The 6,674-nt window shown below is 55.1% G+C and carries 3 protein-coding genes; all 3 read right to left on the minus strand.

Going from position 1 to position 6,674, the window contains the following annotated elements:
* Positions 1–233 precede the first annotated feature (233 nt).
* Complete coding sequence (locus tag JHD73_RS14440; protein ID WP_199030964.1) at positions 234–4,013, minus strand: ATP-binding protein; 3,780 nt, start codon at positions 4,011–4,013, stop codon at positions 234–236.
* 159 nt (positions 4,014–4,172) lie between these two features.
* Entirely contained in the window at positions 4,173–4,811 is a 639-nt protein-coding gene (locus JHD73_RS14445; RefSeq protein ID WP_199030965.1) for a hypothetical protein, read from the minus strand.
* Between the two features lie 263 nt (positions 4,812–5,074).
* A partial coding sequence (locus tag JHD73_RS14450) for a toprim domain-containing protein (protein ID WP_233176979.1) occupies positions 5,075–6,674 on the minus strand: 1,600 nt, incomplete at its 5' end.

Here is a 6,674-nt window from a genome sequence, read left to right on the forward strand (position 1 = left end):
TCAAAATGGTCCTGCAACTCGAATGCACGAACGCTGCCAGCCCTATCTGCCAATGTACGACGGCACTGCGAGGATCGGGGGCACACAGCGTGTCGAGCGCTCTTAACGAGTCGCAGGGTTGAATTTCCGAAAGATGATGATCTTCAGCCATATCAAGCTCCACGAAATGCCACGGCCACCTCTCGAAGTGAGTGGAAGATCCCTCAACATCACGGAATTGGCTGACGGCCTAGTCAAGGCCGCTCGGCCGCTTTCAGCCAATCGGCTACGCCATTCACTCCAAGTGAAAGTAACGTGTCTTGTACAACCACGACACGCTGCAGCATAGCGCCACCGTCGGACTCTTCCCGCTCTTCCGCCTCGGCAAAGAGACGGGTCATGAGTTGGGTGAGACTGTTCTCATGGTCATATATATACGGCTTGCTACGACCGACATAGGTCAAATAGATCTCAGTTGCGGCCAAAGCGTGCTCGGGATTAATTTGTGATATCGCGTTTAGCCATTCATGAAAACCGAAAAGACGACGATCCTTATTCTCGCGATCTCTTTCGAATATGAGTAAACAGCGTCGAATTATGTCAACTGGAACAAGAATCACCACTTCATTTTCACGATCACGGAAAATTTCATCCATCTTCTCCGCAACTGTCTTGGCATGGGCGTCACCCGCGTTTAAACCAGAATCCATGCCAGCAAGGCACATCTCTCGATGCCTCTGAATATTCCCCAAATTCGTCCACACGGTAGCCGCCCCCCGCCAAGCGTCAGTGCTACCGAGGACACTCAAGTCCTGTAGAAATTCGGGAAAATCGATATGCCTTGTCATAGCCGACAAGGCAGATATGCGCCCCCATGTTTCTAGGCTTTTACCAGCACCTTCGCAACGAAGACGCGCCAGAAAAGGTTCAACCACTTCGAAAGCGTTGTGATAGGCGTAGTAAAGGCAGGGCTCTGCAATCTCCCAAAGCTCATCGGCATCTCGCATGGCGAGATGAAAGAGCTCCCAGCCAAGATCGAAATCTTTGCTTTGCAAATAAGGCAGACGACGCAGAATCAAAGCGCGAATCGCCGGATTCTCATCATTAGAGAACCGGCGTAACGTTGATACCAACAATGCAGGAAGCGCTTGGTCATTTTCCAGAAACTTTGTAGCCAGGATCATCAGAGCCTCAGCAACATCCCCCTTTTTCATATTTATACCGATACCAATCAAGTTAACGTTATTTCCCTTGATTGGATCATCCTCACGAAGCATCTCAAATCCGATAGCCAAAAATATCAGACGCGCAGCATCTTGCGCACTCTGCGTAACATTGGCACAAGCCTCTAGCGCTTTGGCCGCAGAACGTTGGCGCCACCAGCCTCCCGGGTGCCTTTCCAGTTCATCAAGAATCTGGCCTGCGAGCAATGAAGCGTCTGGCTCGTCGACGGGCACCCATGGTCCATTGGTTTGCAAGTTGCCATAGCGATGAGCTAAGTACGTGGCAACCCCGTCCATGATGTCCTCGCGAAAATTTCCGGGAATATCGGACCAGCGGGTCGACAACAACCCCAAGAATCGAGCTGGATGGCGAGAGGAGGCTTCCCGCAGTTGCCAGCCAACCTCTCGCTCGCCACCAACTAAGAAGTCGGCCCCGTGCCAATCCGAGTGGCCGTTGTAGTGTTTAAGTAAGCTCAGCACCCCACTATCACTGGTATCGAGAAACACTTCGAATGAGAACGGCGCGCTGACCATGCCTCCACTCGAATGGATATCCGGCTGACGAATCAATACCCCGTTCCTTTCCTTATATGTGTCCACAACGGCCTGTGCTTCAGGCGAGCGCAGATAACAAGGGATAGGGACGATGAGCTCTGCGCGCTTCTTCAAGATCCAGAAGGGAATGGACCCGCCAGCAACCTTCTCGTGCCATACAGTCAAGAAAGTCGCCATCACAGCGTCTTGCACCGAAATTTCGAGGAGCCTGAATGCGGATTGCACTAACGTGCCTAACTCATAAGAAAGTTTAGACTCCAACATCTGCGAATCACACAACATGTCACCGATCAAATCAACATTGGTCTCTGGCGACGCTGTGCAAGCTAGGATAGCGAAGTAGAGCAGCGAGCCTTCCCGATTAAAGCAAAGGCGCTTTCGGTTGTTCCGCCACCAGGCCGAGTTTTCTTTTGCATGATGAAGAACTGCGGCCTCAACCACGTCAAGCAGAACGTCCATATTGTCTGCATGGCGCATATCTCTCCGGCTATGCGCATCTTCGTATGAAGTTTCGCCCAGAAATTCGTATCGGTAGCCTCCGCGCATCTCACCATAGCGTGAGGTTCGTGCGTTACTCCATCGCTCTATCGATTCAAGGGCCAATCCGAGTAGAGTGCCGGATTGCTCCATGCGTTGACGGATGAAATTTTCATCTCGATCTCCAAATTCATGGGCATTACAGCGTAGCTTTCTGTCGAACCTGTATTCGAGCAAATCTTGCTCGGTAACCCCTTCTGCGATATAACGCCACAGCAAAGCATCCTCCATTGCGCCTGCTGCTACGCAACGAGCAATGACTCGACCAAGAAAGCTGTGCTCGGATCGAGGCAAATCTATTAGCCGCTTAAGCAATGGAGCAGCCAGTGCCATATTTTCGGATTTGATGTTGGACAGGTAGATTCCAAGCTGGTCCACAATGCTATTGCCGTCAAGCCAATCTAGTGACAGCACCTCCATCCAGAAAACCAGCACACTCGTGCTGTCTTCATTACTCCATTGCGCTACGCGGTGAACATGCCCAATCAATCCTTCGGTATCCCGTGCGATTTTTAGAGCAGGAACCAAATATTTGAGCCAGAAGCGATGCCACTCAATGGCACTAGCCGACGCATAGAGCACTTGAAAAACATCACGATGTTTTTCGCGCAAATCACGTATCAATAGCCAGTCGTCTTCCTGGGGTGTCTGCTCGGCAAGTGACTCTGCTACCAACCGCCGGATGTGGAACGCTGTGCTACCAGTCAGTACCGCCCGAAGTTGCTTCCTGAAGTCACGGCGCTCCCCAAGAGCCAACTGCCCCACAAAACTGCGGATACTGGGGCGGACAAAAGGAACGGGGGGCAAGCCCTGTATGAACTCGTTCAACGTGACGCCACTGCGCACGGCTCCGCTTATGACTAGCACGTCAAGCAAAGTTTGATGCCCGAATGTCAGCTTCCCATCCTGCGTTTCTTGCAGCACGTTAAGACTACACAGTTCACGCTGAATACCCTGCGATGCAGGGAAACGCTGACACGGCACTACCAGGCTTCGTCGGCTCAGCATTTCTGAAGCGATGACCTCAATCGCCTGCATCGCCGCATCACCAAGTGCATCATTGGCCCGAACAATGGCATCGAGATAGCGCTGCGCCAAAGCTTGGCTGGTCACGACATTGAAGCTGCCTTCTCGTTGAGCCAGCTCGACAAACAATGCCAACTCGCGTGGATTTTTTATTAGCTCGCGAGTCACAGCATCGATGGCAACGGTTGCAATCCCTAGCGCATCGAGTAGCGGTGCAATTTCGGTATTCCAGTCCAACGGCTTGCACTTCAATTCGCAATCCCATTGCCGTTCGGCAATTCGTCGGTCGTAGTGCCTATCGAAGTCACGGCAGGCTGCAACAACAGTGATGCCGGGAATTAGTAAGAGGCGGTCTATCTGCGCAAGAAAATATTTCAGAACCCGATGATCGCGAGCGATGGACAGTACGTCCAAAGAGTCGATGACCACAATCACGTGCGCGCCTTCAGCCATTCGAGCAGATTTCTCCACCCACCTCTCAGAGAGGCCGTGATCTCGACGATCTTCTGAGGTGACCAAGTCAGCAAATTCTCGCGACTGGATAAAGAGCGGCACGATGTCTGAACGAATTTTCGCTCGCGCCTCCAATGCCTCTTGCAGCGCAAGCATCGCGCAGGTTTTTCCCGAGCCCGGAAGACCGGTGAGCAAGATCGCGCCCTTCTTGGCATCAATGGCCGCGAGCAGCTCACTCAAAACCGGGTTGAAAATGCGATGGCTCCCGATATCTCGCCGCCATGATCTGCCAATTGCGGAGGTGCTTGAGAATGATGAACGCACCTCAGCAAGGTTGATAGGCGGAGTCAATATAGCCCCGGCCTTGTTGATAATGGCGGTAAGGTCCTCTTTGGTTAGTCAATGCTGTGTGGTGGCGGCCGTACTGTCGTCGCCTATGCGAGCGCCGAGCTGATCAAGGCGTACCCAAAGCGCGTTGAATGCTGGATCAGGATTGCTCACCATGTTCCGCAAGCGCTCACGCAGATGAGCCTCCATGCGATCCATCTCATTACTGGTCGAGAATTTTGTTCGGCGCAAAAATTCAAAGCTAGAAAGACCGGGGGCCGATGTAGCAAGCTGTGCCGACAGAGCCGCATCCACCACTTGGTGTTCTTTGCTTAGACTTGCTCGGTAGCTAGCATCATCGTGCTGCGTCGAACTATGCTCTCTCAGCTTTGCAAGATCGCCAAAATTGCTGCGTGAGTAGAAACGAACTTCCACATTCTCGTTCTGGACCAATAACTGAGCGGCTTTGCCTACCTCTTCCGAAAGGTCGGTAATCGCCCACGCCTTGAAATCAGTTTGATTTTTTTTGCACTGGCAGGCGATCTTGGTGCCGTCAGTTTTGCCGACTACTACGTCGTCTACCGAGTACGCTATCGAATCTACTTCAATCCATTGGTAACCAGGGTTCGACAGTACCTCCAATGCCCAATCAAATGCCACCAGCGTCTGGTAGACGTCACCTCGGTTAGAACGTATGCCTGCGATGCTCATCTATTGATTCCTGCTGTGGGGCACCTACCGCCCCTTTCTTGGATAGAAGTAAATTTACGGCCTTATTGTGCGAGGATGCGCTCCCCGGTAACTTATGGCTACTCGCTTACGGCAATAGCCGTTACTCTGAGAAACGGACGCCGACAAGAACTAGATATTTTCGTAAATCGATCACCATTTTCGAGGCGACGATCAAATGAAAAAAGCCCCTCATGGGGCTTTTTTCATCTACTGGCCTGCAATCTCAGCAGAAACATTTTGCGTCAAACATCAATATTCCGCGCCACCAACGCATTGCTCTCAATGAAGTTCCGGCGCGGCTCCACGTCATCGCCCATCAGCGTCGTAAAGATCTGGTCCGCCGCAATGGCGTCTTCAATCTGCACGCGCAGCAGGCGGCGCTGGGTGACGTCCATGGTGGTTTCCCACAGCTGCTCGGGGTTCATTTCGCCCAGGCCCTTGTAGCGCTGGCGGCTCACGCCGCGCTCGGCTTCGCTCAGCAGCCAGTTCATGGCGGCGTGGAAGTCGGTAACGTTCTGCTCGCGCATCTTGTCGCCGGTGCCGCGGCGCACCTTGGCGCCGTCGCCAATCAGGCCCTGGAAGGTGGCTGCGGTGCTGGAGAGCGCGGCGTAATCGGCGCCGGCCACGAAGTCGGCATCGATATGGCTCAGGCGCTGGTTGCCGTGCTGGCGGCGCACGACCATCACGCGGTACTTCTCGTTCTTCTCGTCGTACTGCATGAAGGCGTCTGCCGTGGCGCCGCCGTTGGCGTTGCTGGCGTTGCCTTGCATTTCCAGCAGGCGGGTCTTGAGTGCGCGGGCGCTGGCTTCTGCGGCGGCTTCGCTGGAGAGGTCCAGGGCCACGCCTTCGGCAATGGCGCGCAGGGCGTCGGCGTCAATCACGCGCGAGAGGCGCTCGATCACGCCGCGGCTGAGCTGGTATTGGCGCGCGAGTTCGGCCAGGGCGTCGCCGGCAATCTCGGTGCCGTCGGCACGCACCAGTACGGCGGTGTCCAGCGCCTGGCGCACGAGGTAGGCGGCCATCTCAACGTCGTCTTTGATGTAGCGCTCTTCCTTGCCGTGCTTGATCTTGTAGAGCGGCGGCTGGGCGATGTACACGTGGCCGCGCTCGATGATCTCGGGCATCTGGCGGTAGAAGAACGTGAGCAGCAGCGTGCGGATGTGCGAGCCGTCCACGTCAGCATCGGTCATGATGATGATGCGGTGGTAGCGCAGCTTGTCGAGGTTGTAGTCGTCTTTGCCAATGCCGGTGCCCATGGCGGTGATGAGCGTGAGCACTTCCTGGCTGGAGAGCATCTTGTCAAAGCGCGCGCGCTCCACGTTCAGGATCTTGCCCTTGAGCGGCAGGATCGCCTGGAACTTGCGGTCGCGGCCCTGCTTGGCCGAGCCGCCTGCGGAGTCACCCTCGACGATGAAGAGTTCGGACTGCGCGGGGTCTTTCTCCTGGCAGTCGGCCAGCTTGCCGGGCAGGCCCATGCCGTCGAGCACGCCCTTGCGGCGCGTCATTTCGCGGGCCTTGCGGGCGGCTTCACGCGCGCGGGCAGCTTCCACGATCTTGCCGCAGATGATCTTGGCGTCCACCGGCGTTTCCAGCAGGAAGTCGGTCAGCGCCTTGGCCACCACTTCTTCCACCGGCAGGCGCACTTCAGACGAGACGAGCTTGTCCTTGGTCTGCGAGCTGAACTTGGGCTCCGGCACCTTGACGGACAGCACACAGGTCAAGCCTTCGCGCATGTCGTCGCCCGAGGTGTCGACCTTGGCTTTCTTGGCGATCTCGTTGTCGGTGATGTATTTGTTGATGACGCGCGTCATGGCGGCGCGCAGGCCCGTGAGGTGGGTGCCG

Origin of the sequence: Ralstonia sp. ASV6 (genome assembly GCF_016429285.1) — a bacterium.
Classification (GTDB): domain Bacteria; phylum Pseudomonadota; class Gammaproteobacteria; order Burkholderiales; family Burkholderiaceae; genus Ralstonia; species Ralstonia flaminis.